The sequence below is a fragment of the Dysgonomonas sp. HDW5A genome, from assembly GCF_011299555.1.
In the GTDB taxonomy this organism is placed as follows: Bacteria; Bacteroidota; Bacteroidia; order Bacteroidales; family Dysgonomonadaceae; genus Dysgonomonas_A.
Window position 1 is genome coordinate 1,031,763 of sequence record NZ_CP049857.1, and the last position, 19,567, is coordinate 1,051,329.

General features: G+C 37.1%; 12 protein-coding genes. 5 read left to right on the top strand and 7 right to left on the bottom strand.

The genetic code is table 11. The features are described 5' to 3' along the window. Nucleotides 1-71: 71 nt before the first annotated feature. From G7050_RS04325 to G7050_RS04345, 5 genes are all read right to left on the bottom strand, one after another. Nucleotides 72-1,478 carry a RagB/SusD family nutrient uptake outer membrane protein gene (locus tag G7050_RS04325; protein WP_166111702.1) on the bottom strand — a complete coding sequence of 469 codons (1,407 nt, stop codon included), beginning with the start codon at nucleotides 1,476-1,478 and terminating at the stop codon, nucleotides 72-74. A 39-nt stretch (nucleotides 1,479-1,517) separates the two neighbouring features. Further along, nucleotides 1,518-4,538, bottom strand: coding sequence for a TonB-dependent receptor (locus tag G7050_RS04330; protein WP_166111704.1), 3,021 nt, complete (start codon nucleotides 4,536-4,538; stop codon nucleotides 1,518-1,520). A 374-nt stretch (nucleotides 4,539-4,912) separates the two neighbouring features. After that, nucleotides 4,913-6,328: a tetratricopeptide repeat protein gene (locus G7050_RS04335; protein WP_166111707.1), complete on the bottom strand. Its 1,416-nt coding sequence runs from the start codon at nucleotides 6,326-6,328 to the stop codon at nucleotides 4,913-4,915. An 11-nt stretch (nucleotides 6,329-6,339) separates the two neighbouring features. Continuing rightward, nucleotides 6,340-8,031 (bottom strand): glutamine--tRNA ligase/YqeY domain fusion protein, encoded by a 1,692-nt coding sequence (locus tag G7050_RS04340; protein WP_166111710.1) that lies wholly within the window; start codon nucleotides 8,029-8,031, stop codon nucleotides 6,340-6,342. A 23-nt stretch (nucleotides 8,032-8,054) separates the two neighbouring features. Further along, complete coding sequence (locus G7050_RS04345) at nucleotides 8,055-8,384, bottom strand: hypothetical protein (protein ID WP_166111713.1); 330 nt, start codon at nucleotides 8,382-8,384, stop codon at nucleotides 8,055-8,057. 345 nt (nucleotides 8,385-8,729) lie between these two features. On the opposite strand from G7050_RS04345, the gene G7050_RS04350 reads away from it, so the two are divergent. The 4 genes from G7050_RS04350 (at nucleotide 8,730) to G7050_RS04365 (ending at nucleotide 16,056) form a co-directional block, all read left to right on the top strand. Continuing rightward, nucleotides 8,730-11,141, top strand: a complete 2,412-nt coding sequence (locus G7050_RS04350) for a TonB-dependent receptor (RefSeq protein ID WP_166111716.1) — start codon at nucleotides 8,730-8,732, stop codon at nucleotides 11,139-11,141. Nucleotides 11,142-11,472: 331 nt separating this feature from the next. Next, nucleotides 11,473-12,594 (top strand): PepSY domain-containing protein, encoded by a 1,122-nt coding sequence (locus G7050_RS04355; protein ID WP_166111720.1) that lies wholly within the window; start codon nucleotides 11,473-11,475, stop codon nucleotides 12,592-12,594. Nucleotides 12,595-12,784: 190 nt separating this feature from the next. Beyond that, the gene (locus tag G7050_RS04360) at nucleotides 12,785-15,175 is read left to right on the top strand and encodes a transglycosylase domain-containing protein (RefSeq protein WP_166111723.1); all 2,391 of its coding nucleotides are present in this window, start codon (nucleotides 12,785-12,787) and stop codon (nucleotides 15,173-15,175) included. A gap of 11 nt (nucleotides 15,176-15,186) precedes the next feature. After that, complete coding sequence (locus tag G7050_RS04365) at nucleotides 15,187-16,056, top strand: beta-1,6-N-acetylglucosaminyltransferase (RefSeq protein WP_166111726.1); 870 nt, start codon at nucleotides 15,187-15,189, stop codon at nucleotides 16,054-16,056. 67 nt (nucleotides 16,057-16,123) lie between these two features. On the opposite strand, the gene G7050_RS04370 is transcribed toward G7050_RS04365, so the two are convergent. Then, nucleotides 16,124-17,557: a CCA tRNA nucleotidyltransferase gene (locus G7050_RS04370; protein WP_166111729.1), complete on the bottom strand. Its 1,434-nt coding sequence runs from the start codon at nucleotides 17,555-17,557 to the stop codon at nucleotides 16,124-16,126. 191 nt (nucleotides 17,558-17,748) lie between these two features. Here G7050_RS04370 and G7050_RS04375 point away from each other — a divergent pair, with 191 nt between their 5' ends. Next, nucleotides 17,749-18,606 carry a hypothetical protein gene (locus G7050_RS04375; RefSeq protein ID WP_166111732.1) on the top strand — a complete coding sequence of 286 codons (858 nt, stop codon included), beginning with the start codon at nucleotides 17,749-17,751 and terminating at the stop codon, nucleotides 18,604-18,606. Here the strand turns inward: G7050_RS04375 and miaA are convergent. Further along, complete coding sequence (gene miaA / locus G7050_RS04380) at nucleotides 18,586-19,506, bottom strand: tRNA (adenosine(37)-N6)-dimethylallyltransferase MiaA (protein ID WP_166111735.1); 921 nt, start codon at nucleotides 19,504-19,506, stop codon at nucleotides 18,586-18,588. The two genes, G7050_RS04375 and miaA, sit on opposite strands and share 21 nt — an antisense overlap. Between the last annotated feature and the right edge of the window lie 61 nt (nucleotides 19,507-19,567).

The window sequence follows — 19,567 nt, forward strand, 5'->3', positions numbered from 1 at the left end:
TTATTATTGAGAACATAAAAAAAACACGAAGAGTAATTTCTTCGTGTTTTTTTATTATAAGTATTCAATTATCAATATCCAGGATTTTGCTGTGTAGCAATATTTGGATTGGCATCAATTTCTCTTTGAGGTATTGGCCATGCTAATCTTGTATCACCGGGTTGAATAGTTTGCCCTAAAGCTCCGGTTCCGGTAGTAGCTGCAATAATTGGCAAATGCAATCGTTTCAAATCATGAAAATAATGTCCTTCAAAAGCTAGTTCTTTGCGTTTCTCTAGAAGTATAGCATCGATTAAAGCTTGTCCGGTAGCAGTTGTTGATGCCGCTGTAGGAAGAGCTCTTTGTCTTATTGCGTCCAAATATTTACGAGCTGTAGTCTCATCTCCTAGTCTTGCAGCTGATTCCGCTGCAATTAGATACATTTCAGAAACTCTAAGCATGCTATAATTATCCAAACCAGGTGTTCCTCGACCAGGATATTTACCTTCTACATAAATATTATCTTTTTTAGATGCTGCCTCACCATTTACAAACCAACCCTTTCGAACATCACCTTCGGCATAAAGAGCCGGAAACTTGGGTTCCACCAATAGATCTCCATAACCAGCTTCAATATAGATATATCCTAAAGCATTAGTTCCTTGATTATCCACAAGATTATGAGCTAAAGTGAATATCGACTCAGAGGTATATTCCTCCCCCCAAGAGGCCAGATATTTATCGTTGGGGATCAAACTATATTTAGGGATTACCAACTCAGCATACTCTTTAGCTTTGGCATAGTTACCCATATAAAGATATACCCTTGCATATAATCCATTTATAGCATTAGGAGAAAGCGTATAAGGTGCAACTTGACGCATTTTAGTTACAAGTTCAGCAGCCTTTCCTAAATCGGAAAGAATATTAGTATAAACCTCATTCACTGTATTTCTTTTAGGTTGCCCTGCTGCATCATGTTTTGTTATATATGGTACACCTAAATGAGAATGATCAGTAGTAAAATTATAGTCTTGAGCATACATCCGAACTAAATCAAAATGTAGTAAAGCTCTAAGAGCATATGCTTCACCAACAATCTGGTTTACAGCAGTCTGATCTCCAGAAATTTTTGCATTTATTATATTATTAGCCCTGTTTATTGTATTATATGTTTGATTCCAATAATAACCAAAGTCTGCTGTTGACACACTCCATGACCAAGCTGCCTCTGAAGTGAATCGATTAGAATTAGTAGGAGAGGCTTTTACGTTATTAGTTAAAACATCACCGTAAACAACAAAGTCACGTCCATAACTATAATAATACTGTAACCCATCATAAGTTCCAACTAATGCTGCTGTTGCACTTTGAACATTATTTATAGCATTTGCGGAATCGACAGAAGAACTTGGCTTCAAATCCAAGAAACTATCACAGGATTGCAGTGATACGGTAGCAATTACCGCTAAAGCAAACATTTTAATATATTTATTCATAATCTTTTCTTAATTTAAAATAGGTTCAAGAACTAAGATTTAAAAATTGTAATTAAAACCAAATGTCATGGTTTTAGCAACAGGATATCCAAACCATGGGTCTCCGTTAATTCCAACTTCAGGATCAAGTCCTTTATAATCTGTAAAAGTCAAAAGATTCGTTCCTTGGAAATAAATACGTAATCCTGGTACATTTGGTAATGTATAGCCGATATTTAAATTTCTCAAACGGATAAAAGAACCATCATATACATATCTAGTAGACATTGGAGCATATACTGAAGGAGATACACCATAGATAACTTTTGGAACATCTGTTATGTCTCCTGGTTTTTGCCATCTATTCAACACATCTGGTGATTGATTCCATAAACCTCTAGCACCAAAAGCATTCACCATGGCCAAAGTCTGGTCTGAAATCTTATTACCTTGATTGAAGTAGAACAATGCAGACAAGTCAAATCCCTTATATTTAAACGTATTTGTTAAACCGCCAAAGTATTTAGGAGCTGCAGATCCAACAATTCGTCTATTAGCTTTTGAAATACTTTTCACTTTACTTCCATCTTCCGCATACCACATTGGAGCACCATCTTCTGGATCTACACCAGCCCATTCATAAGTATAAATAGACTGAACATCTTCCCCTTCACGTTTGATTCGATTTGTAGTAATGATATCTTGTCCTCCATACAGTTCTGTTACTTTATTCTTATTATGACTTATATTGAAGCTAACAGTCCATTCAAAATCTTTAGTAACAACAGGAACCCCTGATATTGTCCATTCTACTCCTCTATTTCTCATACTTCCCACGTTTCTCATTGCTGTGGTAAATCCGGTAGTAGAAGATACTGGGACACGGAATAGTAGATCTGTTGTATTCTTATTGTAGAATTCAAGAGTTGTAGATAATCTATTATTAAAAGCAGAGAAATCTACACCTACGTTAAATGAAGCTGTTGACTCCCATTTCAAATCATTATTAACCATCTGCAATGGGTAAATACCTGATACTCCATTATAATTGGCTCCACCAGAATATAATCCTAATGCAGGGTGTCTTCCATCAAGTTCTGACCCAGCAGTCGTAAAAGTAGTAACATCTGAATTACCTGATGTTCCATAACTAGCTCTTAGGCCTAGATTTGTTAACCATTCTACATTTTGAAGGAAATTCTCCTGACTCATTCTCCATTGTCCACCAACAGACCAGAAGTTTGAATATAGATTGTCTTTAGAGAATCGAGAAGAACCGTCTCGACGGAAACTTGTTGACAAAATATATTTGTTATCATATGCATAGTTTACTCTAGTGAATAAAGAAAACAGTCTCACATGCTTATAATCACTTTCAGCTGTAACAGGATTGGCTCCTGCTGTCAACTCTTGAAAATCGGGAGTAGGAAAACCTTCCGAAGCAGCAATTTGATAGCGATAAGAGTCATCATTTGCTTCTTGTCCAACCATTACATTTAAATTATGAACTTTATCAAATACTTTATTATAATTCAATGTATTAGTAATGTTCCAAACTAAACTTTCTCCTCCTGTACGTGTAGCACGTCCTCCAAGAGTAGATGCTGTATTACCGGGAACCCTTGGATCATCCCACTGAGCCTCATTCACTTGCATAAAGTCAACACCCCATTGTGTTTTAAAGGTCAACCCTTCCAGAAGATCATATTCTACAAAAGCACTCTCAATAACTCTATAAGTTCTAGAGTTAGCATAGTTATATTTTATATTCGCCAAAAAATTTGCAGATAAAACAGTTAACTTCGTTGGAACTCCGTCTATTTCGCCTGGATCAAGAGCTGGTATTATAGCTGATGCCAATACTGGATTAGAATAATAAGAACTTGTTGTTAATGGAGTTTCTTGCTTAGTCAAAGATAGAGTACTACTCAATCCAAATCTAAGTTTATTTGAGTAGGCATGAGTTATATTGAATTTGTTCGAGATACGATTCATAGCCGATGCCTCTAAAATACCTTCTTGATTAAAATATCCTGCTGAAACAAAGAATTTAGTTTTCGCATTACCTCCATTTGCCGAGATATCAAATGAATAGGTAGGCGCATCATTTCTATATGTTCTATCCATCCAATTAAAATTATACGAATTTCCATTTGCATCTTTAGGAAAAGTATCAAATAAATCCTGTTGAGCTTCATCCAAAGAACTATATCCTCCACTATTAAACAAAGCCTCTGTCATATATTCAGTATATTGAGCTTTGTTCATTACCTTAAAATTATTGGTAGCTCTTCTTGACCAGCCATAATTAGAAGATAAAGAGAATCTGGTCTTGCCATCAATCCCTGATTTAGTGGTAACTACCACTACCCCATTTGCTGCACGAGCTCCATAAATAGATGTAGCAGAAGCATCTTTCAACACAGTTATGCTTTCGATATCATTCGGATTTATACCAGCCAAAGCATTCGAGTTATCAGAATAAGTAGTTTCTCCGGTAGAAGTCAATTGTCCAAAATTACCTGTAGCAATAGGAACTCCGTCTACAATCCACAAAGGTTCAGTACCTGCATTCACAGAACCAAGCCCTCTCACAACTATCCTCTGACCTGCACCAGGTTGTCCTGAAGCTGCTTGAGTAAGCAAACCGGCAGAGTTTCCTTGTAAAGCTTTATCTACTGAAGAACTGGTTATGTCTGTCAACGCTTTAGACTGAACAGTAGTCGCCGACCCTGTAAATGTAGCCTTCTTAACCAGACCATAACCTGTTACTACAACCTCATCCATTAATTTTGAATCATTTTCCATGATGATTTTCAAATTTGTTCCGGCTGCTACTTCTTTGGTTTTCATACCAATAAGAGAAATCACTAGCGTTTTTCTATCTGATGGAATATTCAAAGAGAAATTACCATCGATATCGGTCACTGTTCCTACAGTTGTACCTTTAGCTACGACTGAAGCTCCAATCACGGTTTCACCGGTATCATCTAAGATTGTACCTGAAACTCGTGTTGTTTGAGCTACTGATAACCCGACACTTGCAATGATACAAGTCAAAATCATTATCAATTTTTTCATAAACACTACTTTAAATTACTCAATTATTTTAATATCAATCAATTATCCACAAGTCCAAGGGAATTCTTTTACATTATTTCACAATGGGAGTCGCAAATGTATATTTTTTTCACAAAATACACAAAATTTGCCATGTTAAATGTTAGTTTTTCTTTATTTAAAAAAGATATTAGATACAAACGAAGACTCCCTACTCCATATTAATAGAGTAAAAAATGAAAAATAACATCAAATTGTCAAGAAAATCTCAAATGCATATTTATACAAACATAAAAAACCGTCAATCAAAAGACCAACGGTTTACAAATTAACAGATTACTCCAAAATCGTTTCTCACAAACACTTCAAAGTGTTAAGATACGACAATAAGAACCCTAGTATTTAATATTTTTATACAATAATCGGCATTCATAAGCTTCATTTAACCGAAGCAGCATTGATTCACGACTAGGAGGATCTGACATATCGTTAGGATAAAAAACTGAGAGAATAGAAAATAGCGATTCATCATCGAAAGATTCAATAGCAGCCTGAAAACTCTCTTTATCTCCATTCTCCATATATAACAATGCTAACTTTTCATGAGATTGAGTTGATTCTGTTATCTCAAACAATCTTTCCTGACATTCAATAGCATTTAGCAACTCGTCTTTACGAAGATATACCGAAACAAGCTTCTCCAGAACTTCCTCTGCATTCTCCTCATTAAGAGTAAGAGCCTTTTTATAAAAAATCTCAGCACCTGACGGAATATTTAATTTCAAATATACTTCGCCTGCAATCATATTTACGTCAAAAGAATCAGAGTCTGCATTCAACGCCTTATCTATAAATTCCACTGCCTCGTCAATCTTCCCCTGCAACAAATAGGCATGTGCCTTTTTAGCCATTGACTCAGGTGTTTCGCCAACCAAATCTTCATAAGCAGAAAGAGCTTTCAAAACATCTTTATACTGTTCAAGGCTCATATAGCATTCTGCCAGAGAAAGATATAACAAACTTTCATCCGGAGACATTTTAATACATTCTTTCAGCATTTCAATGGCTTCTTCTGACCGCTCAGATAATAACAGACAATGGGCTTTTAATTTGAGAATATTTATATTAGTCTCGTCCAGAGCTAAAGCAAAATCAAAAGCGTCAATCGCTTTCTCAAAATCTTCCTCAAGAGAATATAACTTACCCAGCATTATCCAGCTATCTATTGAATAAGGGTCTGCATCCAATATCTGATTACAGACTATAATAGCAGAAGCGAAATCGGATTTAACCTCATAAGCATATGCAAGGTCATTAAGTACTTCCATGTTATTAGGGTCATACTCTAAGCTCTTCTCAAAATAAAGAATTGCCTCATCATAATACTCTGCCCCTACATAAAGAAAGCCCAATTCCGATAATATCACATCCAGATCGGTATCTTCATCACTCAATATCTCAGCCGTCAATTCATATGCTTCTGCATACAAATCTAAGTGAAGCAAACACTCTATCTTCAATAGATAAAGCTCAAAATCATAAGAAGAAAATCGAGAATTAAGATAATGTAAAGCAGTAGTGTATTTGGCATCATAAACCAAATACTTCCCAAACCTCAACATTAAAGCCTCATTATCAGGATGAATACTCAGCCCAAGATCAACTATCTCACGGGCTGTTTCAATATCATCCAATTTATCATAGTACTCAGCCAAATCATCGTATTCATCGGCATCAAAGTACATGCTCTTACCCGTCAGAAGCATTTGCTCATAACGGGCTAGTAAATCAGAGATATCACGTTCTTCCATAAACAATATATTTACTTATCTTTCATTTTACTCCATGAATCTTTTAGTGTAACTGTTCTATTAAACACCAAATGATCGGGAGTAGAGTCTGGATCAACATTAAAATACCCAATCCTTTGAAATTGAAAATGATCGTAAGCTTTAGCTTCTTTCAAATAAGACTCTGCTTTACAGCCTGTTTTCACAATCAATGATTCGGGATTCAAAAAGTCTCTAAAATCACCCTCTTTTTCATCTCCCGGATTTTCCGATAGAAAAAGACGATCATACAAACGAGCATCTATATCTACAGCATCTTCAGTTGACACCCAATGGATAGTCCCTTTTACCTTGCGGTTACTTTCAGCCATACCACTTTTGGTCATCGGATCATATTCGGCATATACCTCTATAACATTTCCGGCTTCATCATGTTTACACCCTGTACATTTTATTATATAACCATGTTTCAAGCGCACTTCCTGTCCGGGAGTAAGGCGGAAATATTTTTTAGGAGCATCCTCCATAAAATCATCTTTCTCGATATATAGTTCACGAGAAAATACCACTTTATGGCTTCCTGAATTTTCATCTTCAGGATTATTTTGTGCATCCATTATCTCAGTTTGACCTTCGGGATAATTCGTCAATATCAGTTTTATAGGATCCATAACAACTGACACACGCGTTGCCCTTTTATTCAGGTCTTCACGAATAGCATATTCCAACAAAGCAACATCTATTACACCATCATATTTGGTATAACCAATCCTGTCAATAAAGTTACGTATCGATTCGGGCGTATATCCTCGTCTTCTAAATCCGCTAATGGTAGGCATACGAGGGTCATCCCAACCGTTTACCAATCCCTCTTTCACCAATTGTAACAGCTTGCGCTTACTCATCATTGTGTAAGTAAGATTCAAACGGTTAAATTCATATTGAGCCGGACGATAATCACTGGTAGCCAATTGATCTATAAACCAATCATAAAGAGGACGATGAACCACAAATTCCAAAGTACAAATAGAATGGGTAACACCCTCGAAATAATCACATTGCCCGTGAGCAAAATCATACATCGGATATGCATACCACTGGTTACCTGTACGATGGTGAGCTTGTTTGATGATTCTATATATTATAGGATCTCTAAAATGCATATTAGAAGAAGCCATATCTATTTTAGCCCTCAATACCATACTACCCTCTTCAAAAACTCCCTGATTCATTTTTTCAAATAAATCGAGATTTTCTTCAATCGGACGGTCTCTGTATGGACTATGAGTTCCGGCCTGAGTAGGAGTCCCTTTTTGTTTTGCAATTTCTTCTGCCGACTGCTCATCAATATAGGCTTTACCCTCCTTAATCAGTTGGATAGCAAAATCCCATAGCTTAGGAAAATAATCGGATGCATAATACACATTCGCCCAATCAAATCCTAACCATTGGATATCCTCCATGATAGCGTCAACATATTCTACATCTTCTTTCACAGGATTAGTATCATCGAAGCGAAGATTGCATATTCCCTTATATTTCTGTGCCAAACCAAAATCTAAACAAATTGCTTTTGCATGTCCTATATGCAAATAACCATTTGGCTCAGGTGGGAAGCGCGTTTGAATACGTCCTCCGTCTTTTCCCTCTTGCAAGTCTTTTTCAACTATTACTTCTATAAAGTTTAGACTTTTCTTTTCTTCTGTTGGCGTAATTTCTGACATTTGCTTATTCTTAGTTATGTTTTTTAATTATTAGGCGTTAAATCAGATCCGGACTCGGACGATATAGTTTGAGTTTTTTGATCCTCTAAAGCTGCACTTTCCTGCAAATAACTACTATATAGCTGATAAAACTCATCAAACTTACCATTCTGCCTGTATTTATTCATAATCTCCTGGGCTTCATTATACAATTTTCCGGCAGCACCCAAATCATTATCCATAGCTGAAATATTCGATAATCTCGACAATTCAGCTGCTTTCTGGGCATCATCCTGTATGCTTGGCTCTGAACAAGCCATGAAAAACATACTGAAAAAGATACCAAACAACAAAACTAACTTAGATCGACTCATTTTAAATTTCTTTTTGACAAAGATAAATAATTTCAATACAAACTAGACATAATTACAAAAGTGAAGTTACAAAGTCACAGACCTTTTTACAATCCCAGCAGATACAACCGAGATAAAAAGTGATAATTCTAATATAAAACAATACTCATTTTAGCGAGTATACAAATCTCAACTTCTTAATCAACCTACCTCAACACGAGCTATTACATATACCAAATACCTAGATTAAGCTATAATCGATATATAATATCATTATTTATTGCGATTGACACCAAGGTCTCGAATCTTGACCTTTGCAACTCTTTTCTAATTTATATCAATTTTAACTAAACCATAAATAAAATCATGTTCAAAAAAATTAATTTTTCACTTTTATTGCTTTTGATATGTGCAACATATGCCTCAGCACAAAGAGTGAGAGGAAGTGTTTACGACGAAAACGGAGAGCCGCTCGTTTCAGCAACAATTGTGATCGAAGGAACTAATTACTCAACGCTCACAAATGACAATGGAGAATTCAGATTCAAAAATCTGCCCAACGGTACATTTAAAATTTCGGCCAGCTTCATCGGATACGATTCAAAAAAGCAAGAGGTTACAATAACAGATGACTCCAGACAAACAATACGTTTTGATTTAAAAGTAAGTAATACATTAAATGAGGTTGAAGTCTTTGGCGAACGCCATAAACAACCTGAAAAGCTAGAATTGATCACCCGTATGCCCTTACGCCCAAGTGAGCAGATACAAACCATATCGGTAATATCAGAGAAAGTGATTGCGGAACAAGGAGCTTTAACCCTTACAGATGCCTTACGAAACGTACCTGGGGTTACTCTTTTCGGTTCATACGGTGGTGTAAAGGAAAGTATGTCAACCCGTGGCTTCCGTGGAATACCTGTATTGAAAAATGGCGTAAGAATGGACTCTCAGTTTCAAACGGCATCAGGTGTAGTAGATATGCAAGGTGTAGAGAGTTTGCAGATGATAAAAGGATCTGCTGCGGTAACACAAGGTGTTATTACCGATTTAGGAAATGCAGGAGGTGTTATCAATGTGGTAACTAAAACTCCTAAATTTGTAAATACCGGTGAAGCAACCCTTAGAGTAGGCAGTTGGGGTGAAGTACGCCCAACCTTTGACGTGCAAACTATATTGGACAAAAACAGAACTGTTGCTTTCCGTTTGAATGGAGCATATGAACGTGCAGATAACTACCGTAAATATGTATCATCAAGCCGGGCATATATAAACCCATCTTTAGAATGGCGTCCTGATGATAAAACCACAGTTAATCTTGAGTTAGACTATTTGAATGAAGACGCAACTCCGGTGACAAGTACCGTAAACCTTGCAGATATTGGTACAGAAGCCTTATACGAAATGCCTTTCGATAAGTTCTTAGGATTTAAAGGCATTGACAATGTGAACACAAAGATGTTGACTTATTCGGCTCGTCTAAACCGTATGATTACTGACAAGTTGAGCATCAGAGCTGCTTATTTCAATTCATCTTATAACTTCGACAATACATCAACAGGGCTTTCAACAGTATCTGAAAAAGGCAAACCGATTGATTATGATATAAGACAGCGTACTATATCCCGATCTCAAAGAGATGATAAAAATACAACATTCCAATTAGACTTCATAGGAAGGGATGTATATACAGGTTCAATTAAGCACACTTTTCAACTAGGATTCGATTATCGTATGGCTAATGCCTTCACTACAAGTCTAGGGTCTATGGTGGTTGATACTATAAACGTTTTAAATCCGGTAAACAATACACCTCCTTCTGCCGATAAAATAAAGAAAAGCGGATTAGGTAAGGAAGCTGCTCCTGTAAGATCTAAATATTCGACTTACGGTTTAATGGCTCAGGAAGTAATGACTATAAACGATTATCTGAAATTAATTTTAGGCGTACGTTACAGCTCTATATCGAACCTGAGTGCTACAGCAGGAAATGAGACAAGAGATGCGTGGAACCCGATGGTAGGGGTAATGGTGACTCCGATTAAGAATGTAAATGTATTCGCATCTTATACAACAAGTACAAGCCTAAGAGGAGCAGCAAGTATACTTACCGATAGCATTACAGAAGCAGGCCCTTCAGTTACTAAACAATTTGAAGCAGGATTTAAATCTGACTGGCTGGGAGACAGACTTCGCTTCAACTTTACTTATTTCGATATCATTACTGAAAATCTAACCAACAATGAGTATATCCCTGGAACAACCAATACTACAGGCTATGTATACAAAGCTGGTGATTTAAAAAGAAGAGGTGTTGAAGTTGAGTTAAACGGACGTATATTAAACAACCTGCAAGTCATGCTAGGGTATGCTTATTTAGATGCAAAATATGAAAACAGTCCTTCTTATGTAAACGGATCGGCTCCGATGAATGCCCCAAAACACACTGCCAATGGTTGGATACATTATACTCTAGACAGAAGTACATTAAAGGGCTTATCTATAGGTTTGGGAACATACTATGTTGGAAAACGTCCTGTTAATGAATTTAGCACTGCTTATGATGGACACATCTATGCTCCGGGCATTAAACCATTCGATATGCCTGCGTACACTACTGTAAATGTTCAGTTAGGATATACAACAGGCCCTTTTACTGCCCGAGTATTTATGAATAATATATTTGATGAGCTAGGATATAATTCTTATTTCCGTGGAGGATACATCAATCAAATTGACCCTCGCAATTTTGCAGCAATGGTAGCTTATAGATTTTAATGAAATTTATTTTTCATGAATAATTTACTAAAAAGGTTTCGCTCAAGAGCGAAACCTTTTTATTTCAATCACTATTTATGGTGATTGAACCCTTACAAATTCATCATTAATTGCGATTGCAGAGTAATTGGGTTACTCCTACCTTTGCTAATGTTATAATATAAATATTTTGACTTTAAATATAACTTACTGACTTAATGACAAAGTGTATCCGATGTTTTGAATAACAATTCAGAACATCGGTTCATTTTTTAAGGTCACAGACCTTTTATTGCTTTGCTATGGGCATAATATAGCCCATACATCAAATTCTAACTTTTACTTAAACCCAATGACAACTCGAAAATTTTTCAAAAAAGTACATTTATGGCTATCTCTGCCTGTGGGCTTAATAATTACAATAATTTGTATTACAGGCGCCATCCTTTCATTTGAAACAGAAATCCTTGAAGCATATTATCCCGAACGCTATTTTGTTGAAGAAGTAAAAGATAAAAAGATACCTATCGACCAATTAATACCGATAGTAAATACGCAACTCAAAGACAATACAGTTTCGGGCATAAAAGTAAGCTCCGACCCCAAACGTACCTATATAGCCTCTCTATCCAATGGATTCCGCATTTCGGCTTTTGTTGACCCTTACACGGGAGAACTAAAAGGAACATACAGTTTCAGAGACAGCTTTTTCTTCACGATGATGTCATTACACAGATGGCTTATGGACGGATCGCGCACATGGGGTAAATACACTGTTGGTATAACTACTATATTATTTGTATTTATCCTCATCAGTGGACTTGTATGGTGGGCTCCTACTGATAAGAAGAAGCTAAAAAGCCGATTCACAATAAAAACGAAATCAGGATGGAAGCGCTTCTTTCACGATCTTCACGTTAGTCTTGGAATATATGTATGTGTTTTCCTGCTCATTTCTGCACTTACAGGACTGATGTGGTCTTTTGAATGGTATCGAAATGGAGTGTGCAAATTATTCGGAGCAGAAATCCCTGCCGACAAAGGAGGACACGGGGGTGGCGAGAGAGAGAGCAAAAAACCAAAAGAAATAAATTACCAGTCGTGGCAAATGGCTTTGGATAATTTAGCCAAACAAGTTCCACAAAACGAATACATCACTATATCCGATGGCTCAGCAACAGTATTGGATAAATCGGCACCTCATTTAAGAGCTACAGATAAATACACTTTGGATAATAATTCGGGCGAAATTATCAAAGCATCTCTTTTTTCGGAGCAAAAATCGGTCTCTAAAATTATGTCATGGGCTTACGCTCTGCATGTAGGAGCATTCGGAGGGATTATTATACGCATTTTGACATGTCTGGCTTGTATCATCGGAGGCACATTACCACTTACCGGATATTATATATTTTACCTAAAAAGTATTAAGAAAAAACCAAGAAAGAATAGGTCAACACCACTTGTATCCTAAGCTTTTATAAAACTGAATCAATCTTTTGTGATATTTGATTGTTTTTGATTACTTTCGCACGGTTAAAACATTAATCGAGAAATTGATTTTCATTTATGTTTCGAAGATTAAGGTCTATTGCTTTGACTGATGAAATAACTAAAGGCAGTTATACTCATCGGAGTAGCAATAAATACTTGAAATTATTTATATGAGCAAACAGGATAAGAAAAAAGGAAAAGATTCAGGAAATAAGTCCAAAAAGATTGTGAAATTGCTGTGGATAATATTTATTACTGTAATATTAATTACGGCTACAGTTTTTACACTTATTGCCAGTGGAGCTATAGGCTACACCCCACCCATCGAAGATTTGGAAAATCCTATCGACAAGTACGCTTCACAAGTATACTCATCTGACAATGAACTACTAGGAACCTACTCTCAAAGTAAAGAGAATAGAATATATTCGAGTTACGATGAACTATCTCCCTATTTGGTGCAAGCTCTGGTTGCTACCGAAGATGCCCGTTTTTACGGACATTCGGGTATAGACGTATATGCAGTAGGACGTGCAGTTGTTAAGCGTGTTATTTTCCAGCAAGAAAGCGGAGGAGGAGGTAGTACCATTTCTCAGCAATTAGCAAAACAACTTTACTCACCTCCTGTAGATGACGTTGTAGACAGGGTGCTTCAAAAACCAATCGAATGGGTTATTGCCGTTCAACTGGAACGTAACTATACCAAAGAGGAAATCATCAATTTATATCTTAATAAATTTGACTTCCTAAATAATGCAGTGGGTATACAATCGGCCGCCAAGGTGTATTTCAATAAAAAGCCGAAAGATCTTACAATAGAAGAAGCGGCAACCCTTATCGGGATGTGTAAAAATCCGTCTCACTTCAATCCCAAAAGAAGACCCGATGCAACAAGAGGGCGTCGTAATGTTGTGCTGGAACAGATGTATAAGGCAAATTACATTACTAAAGCCGAACTGGATTCTTTAAAAGAATTACCACTGGTTCTTGATTACGTAAGAGTAGACCATAAAGATGGTTTAGCTCCTTATTTCAGAGAATATCTACGTGTGGCAATGACAGCCAAGAAACCCGATCGCGACAATTATGCATCATGGCAGCAAGAACAATATACGCTGGATTCTCTTTCATGGGAAACAGATCCATTGTATGGATGGTGTAACAAGAATAAAAAAGCAGACGGAAAACCATACAGTTTATATACTGACGGTTTAAAAATATATTCCACTATAGATTCTAAAATGCAAACTTATGCAGAAGAAGCTATGAAGGAACATTTAAGTAAAGACCTGCAACCATTATTCGATAAGGAGAAAAAAGGACGCTCATACGCTCCGTTCTCTTCCAGTGTTGCCAAGCAAGCCGATTCTCTGATCTACAAATCGATGAAAGTATCTGACCGCTATCGAAATATGAAGAGAGAAGGTTATTCTGATAGTGAAATACTTAAAGTGTTCAAACAACCTACCGACATGAAAGTATTCTCTTGGTCGGGAGATGTAGATACAACCATGACCCCATGGGATTCGATACGTTATCACAAAAGTTTCTTACGTGCCGGATTCATGGCTATGGAACCTCACAACGGTCAGGTTAAAGCTTACGTAGGTGGAATTGATTTCAAATATTTCCAATATGATATGGCAAGCGTGGGACGCCGACAAGTAGGTTCTACCATAAAACCATTCCTGTACACACTGGCTATGGAAGAAGGTATGACGCCTTGCGACCAGATGCTCCATGTGCAACAAGTGCTGATCACCGAAGATGGCAAAGAGTGGTCGCCACGTAATGCATCATCTTCACGAGTAGGCGAAATGGTATCTATCAAATGGGGGTTACAAAACTCGGATAACTGGGTAACTGCCTATCTGATGAAACAGACATCCCCCTACTCTTTTGTGCGTACCTTACATTCGTTTGGTATTACAGGAAAGATAGATCCCGTAGTATCGTTAGCTCTAGGTACTCCCGATGTATCCGTATCCGAAATGGCAGGAGCTTACACCGCTTTTGTTAATAAAGGAATCAGATCATTACCGTCCTATGTAACCCGCATAGAAGATGCTCATGGAAATGTTATTGCAACATTTGAGCCTCGAATGAAAGAGGTATTTAATGAAATGACCTCTGTAAAAATGCTTGATATGTTACGTGCCGTAATGGACGGAGGTACAGGTAGCAGAGTTAGATATAAATATAATCTGAGAGCTCCGATGGGAGGTAAGACCGGAACAACCCAAAATAACTCGGATGGTTGGTTTATGGGATTCACGCCTAAATTAGTTACTGCAACTTGGGTAGGTGGTGAAGATCGCTCCATCCACTTCGACCGTACAGCTCAGGGGCAAGGTGCCAGTATGGCTCTTCCGATCTTCGGATTATTTATGCAAAAGGTATATGCCGATCCTACTTTAGGCTACTCGGTAGAAGACCAATTTAGTAAAGTGACCGGTAATCCGAATCCTTGTGCAGGATCAACTGCTGACGGAGAACCTCTTATGAATGCTGCTGATATTCAGCAAGGAGGTGGTATTGACGACATGTTCAACTTTTACTAAACCACAATGCAATGAATGAGATCGCGATTCTAATCATAGCTCATAAAAATCAGACCCAGCTCGAATTACTGTTGAGTAATTTAGCAGATGATTTCGATTTATATGTTCATATTGATAAGACGTCAGCGATAAACAAAGAAGAACTTACAGCTAAGTATCCTAATATCCGGTTCTACTCGAAACTTCATGTCGTATGGGGAGGGTATAACTTATCAGCATGTTCTCTCTTTCTCTTTCAACAGGCTTATAAAGGAAACTATAAGTACTATGCTTTGATTAGTGGGCAGGATTTACCATTGCTCTCAAATGAAGAGATCAAGAATTTCATCTATAAAAATGACTCCAGCTATATTGTTTCAGACAAACTGCCAATAAAGCATTGGGCTTATAATGGAGGAATAAACAGATACGAGCTTTATTGGGAGCATGACATAACAGGCAATAGCCTTTGGGATACTTTTCGCAGGAAGCTGATCGGTAATATCCGAAAGATACAACTAAAATACAATACAAGAAGACCTTTCTACAAAGGAATGGATGTTTACGGGGGATCGAACTGGGTACTTCTAAGACAAGATGCAATGGATTATCTGATCTCTTTTATCGACGAAAATCCACGATTTATGAAAAGGCTAAAATATTGTTTCTGCACCGATGAGCTATGGATGCAAACGATCTTAGCCACATCAAACTGTAAAATAAAAAACGAACATATCACTCACCTTGATTGGGGTACGGGACCTGAATATCCTCGTACTTTAAGGATAGAAGATTATGATAATATCCGAAAAAAAACCTGCCCATTTGCTCGAAAATTCGACAGTGAAGTAGATAACGAGATCATTGAAAAATTGCTGGATTCACGTAATTCTAGCATATAAAAATAAAAAGCAAAGGTTTCAGACCTTTGCTTTTTATTTTTGACAAAACCGCTTATAATGATTTGCTTTATTTTATGGGTTTCAAATCTAAAGCATCTGCTTTATCAACCAGATATTTATAGGCGGCATCATATTCATTAGGTATTACACCATCTAATATGGCATCCTTTATGGAAGATTTAAGCCGACCAACCATCGCTCCCTGAGGAATATTGAAAATCTCCATAATTTCTTCACCCGAAATCGGGGGCTGAAAATTACGCACATGATCTTTCTCCTCAATATCTTTCATCTTCTGACGTACTATTTCGAAATTCTTCAGAAAACGGCGAACTTTATCAGGATTCTTCGAAGTTATATCTGCCTCACATAAGGTCATCAGATCTTCAATATCATCTCCTGCCTCAAATAACAAACGTCTGACAGCTGAATCCGAAACCACATCTTCAACCAAAGTAACAGGACGCATATGCAGCCCCACCAACTTTTGAACATATTTCATCTTTTCATTCAACGGTAATTTCATTTGACGAAATATACCGTGAGTCATTTTCGCTCCTACAAAGTTATGATTGTGAAAAGTCCAACCCAATTTAGGATCCCAACGCTTTGTTGCAGGCTTAGCAATATCATGAAGAATGGCTGCCCAGCGCAACCAAAGGTCATCTGTTTTTCTGGAGATATTATCCAGCACAGCCAATGTATGATAGAAATTGTCTTTGTGCCCTATTCCATCTTTTGTTTCAGCCCCTTTAAGAGCAACGAGTTCCGGAAATATAAGTTCCAACAAGCCTGTTTTATCAAGTAACAAAAAACCTACAGATGGCTTGGGAGATAATACTATTTTATTTAATTCATCAATAATACGTTCCTGAGAAACAATACTGATACGCTCTTTATTCGCACTGATAGCGTCAAAAGTCCGACCTTCGATATCGAACCCGAGTTGGCTCGAAAAGCGTATTCCGCGCATCATTCGCAAAGGATCGTCACTAAAGGTTATATCAGGATCAAGAGGTGTACGAATAATGCAATTCTCCAGATCCTCCAAACCTCCGAAAGGGTCAAGCAGTTTTCCGTAATGTTTTTTATTCAAACAGATAGCTAATGCATTTATCGTAAAATCGCGGCGATTCTGATCATCTTCGAGTGTACCATCTTCCACAAAAGGTTTGCGGGAACCTCTTTCATACGATTCTTTCCGGGCTCCGACAAACTCTACCTCTATATCTTTGTGCTTCACCTGAGCAGTTCCGAAACTCTGAAAGACCGATAACTTAGTGGGTCGACCCAGACGTTTGGCAACAGCTTGTGCCAAATCAATCCCTTTACCTACTGTTACCACATCTATATCTTTCGATTTGCGATGCAGGAATATGTCTCTCACATACCCACCAATTGCATAGCACTCCAATCCCATTTCATCTGCACATTCACTGATTATATCAAATATCTTTCCCGAAAAATGCTTCTCTATATATTTATTGTCTAAATAATTCATCAAGTATTCTTAAATATGTATTGTTCTATTTTTATTTGCGAGAGCATATCTATACGTCTGACCGATACGTGACAACCAGACAGTTTCGTCCTTACAACAAATAAAAAGGTCTGCGACCTACGGTACAAAATTACAACAATAAGGCGTACTTGCGGCAAAATAATATTATTTTTGTAAAAAACACGTTGGTTATGAAGAAGACTAAACATACTTTTATCCTACTTTTGGTAGTATTGGGAATAGTATCATGCGGAGAAAGGAAAAACTCTTTGGCAACAGAGTATCTCATCGATATACATTCGTTATATCAAAATGGTAAATACGAAGCTGCACTTCAAAAAATAGACAGTATTCAGATTTTATTCCCCAAAGCATTTCAGGAGATAAAAGATGCATTAGCTCTAAAACAAGAAGTGAGAAGGGCTTCTGACGAAAAACAAATAAACAACTGTGATTCTCTGATTGTTGCTTATCAGCCAAAAATTGATTCTATAAAGAAGCTATTCACCTACCGAAAAGAAAAAGAGGATGATTATGGTGTATATATTCCTAAAACTATTTCGGGTAATACACCTAATGTCAACACTCTACGATCGGGCGTTAATGACAATGGCTCGATGTATATCGAAAGTGTATATATCGGTGGACAGATACACAACAGCATAAAGGTAAATACCAAGGATGGTAAATTTGCAGAGACGCTACCGATTGAAGGCGATGGTTTTGTGTTCAGGTTCAACCATATGGGAAAACAATACGAAATAGTTCAGGCAACATCTGTTCACGATAATGGTCTGGCGAATTTCATTTTCGCCTATGCAGATAGTCCGCTTACTGTAACCCTTAAAGGGAAAAACACAACATCATTTGCTCTTCCCAACATTCAGAAGAAAGCGATTGCAGACTCTTACCAGTTATCAAGATTGATGCTTCAAAAAGACAGTTTAGCTACAGCCAAAGACAAAGCACAGATGCGTATAAAATATTTGAATGCCAAAAGAGACAGTATTCCTGTAGTATTACCTAGTTCACTTCAGGAAAAGAAGTGATTTTACTTTTGCAATCTTTTCGTCATCGGGCAGAGTTGAATCTATCCAATGAATATTGAGTCCTCGTTTTTCCATGCCCCTAAACCATGTCATTTGACGTTTGGCAAACTGATGAATGGCTATTTCGAGTTCAGAATACATTTGTGTATAAGAAATTTCTTTGAGAAGATATTGGGTTAGGAACTTATACTCCAATCCGTAGTATAAAATATCTTCGGCAGGAATTCCTGCATCAAGTAGCGATTGTACTTCTTCGATCATGCCTTCTTCGAGTCTCGCTTTCAATCGGGTCGAAATTCGGGTACGTCTTAACTCACGATCAATATCAACTCCTATAATCAGGCTGTTTAATGGAGGGTATTCATTACAATCGGTATCATTTGCTTTTTTATATTCTTCAATTTCAATAGCTCTGATTGCTCGCTGAGCGGTATCAACATCCGTATTGTTGTGCAACGATTTATAAGAGGTAAGTATAATTGTCAACTCGGCTAAAGACTTGCCTTCTAATTGTTGACGAAGCTCTTTATTCTCTGGAACATTTATCAAATTATACCCTTTCAATACCGATTCGATATACAATCCCGAACCTCCGCACAAGATGGGCAACTTATTCTTTTCTTTTATCGATTTGTATGCCTCCTGAAAGTCATGCTGATATTCGTATATATTGTATTTATAGCCTGCATCACGTATATCTATCAGATGATAAGGAATCGGTTTACCATTAATAACATAGTCAGATAAATCTTTACCCGTACCAAGATCCATCCCCCGGTATACCTGACGCGAATCGCCACTAATAATTTCTGTATCCAGATCATTAGCCAGTTTACAGGCAAAAGAGGTTTTTCCTGATGCAGTAGGTCCTAATATTGTAACTAAATCGAATAAACTCATACTATAAAATAAGTCAGCTTTAATGCTATTGACCAAAGGTATCTATTTTCCTTCGGATCAT